This is a genomic window from Rhizobium sp. GR12, assembly GCF_036596185.1.
GTDB lineage: Bacteria > Pseudomonadota > Alphaproteobacteria > Rhizobiales > Rhizobiaceae > Agrobacterium > Agrobacterium nepotum.
Genome location: NZ_JASXTH010000049.1, coordinates 1 through 410, shown reverse-complemented (window position 1 = coordinate 410; position 410 = coordinate 1). Strand labels below are relative to the sequence as shown.

At 62.4% G+C, this 410-nt stretch carries 1 pseudogene; it reads left to right on the top strand.

Annotated features, from left to right (window positions below):
* A pseudogene (locus tag QSK43_RS27050) lies at nt 1-410 on the top strand (Ti-type conjugative transfer relaxase TraA); the annotation flags it as partial.

Here is a 410-nt window from a genome sequence, read left to right as displayed (position 1 = left end):
GAGAATTACTTCGTCACCCTGGAGAATGACAAGGGCGAGCGGCGCACAGTGTGGGGCGTCGATCTCAAGCGGGCCATACAGGAGGCATCTCCCGCGATCGGAGACAGGATTGGCCTCCAGCATGAAGGGGCCACCCCTGTCACGCTTCCGGATGGCACGCAGGCCGGGCGCAATGCGTGGCGTGTGGTCGATGATGGCGAGCTGGCCTATCAGCAGCTGGAACGCCGCCTGTCGCGTTCGGGCGCGAAGGAAACAACGCTCGATTACATCAGCGACTTTGCCGAGCGGCGCGGGATCGCAAGCGACCAATGGATCGGGCAAGAGTCTGGGGTGAGAAGCGAGATTGAAGTTGCTTCCGCCCAGGATGAGCGTCAAGAGGTCTTGTCCCGTTCGGCCCATCCGATGCGGGA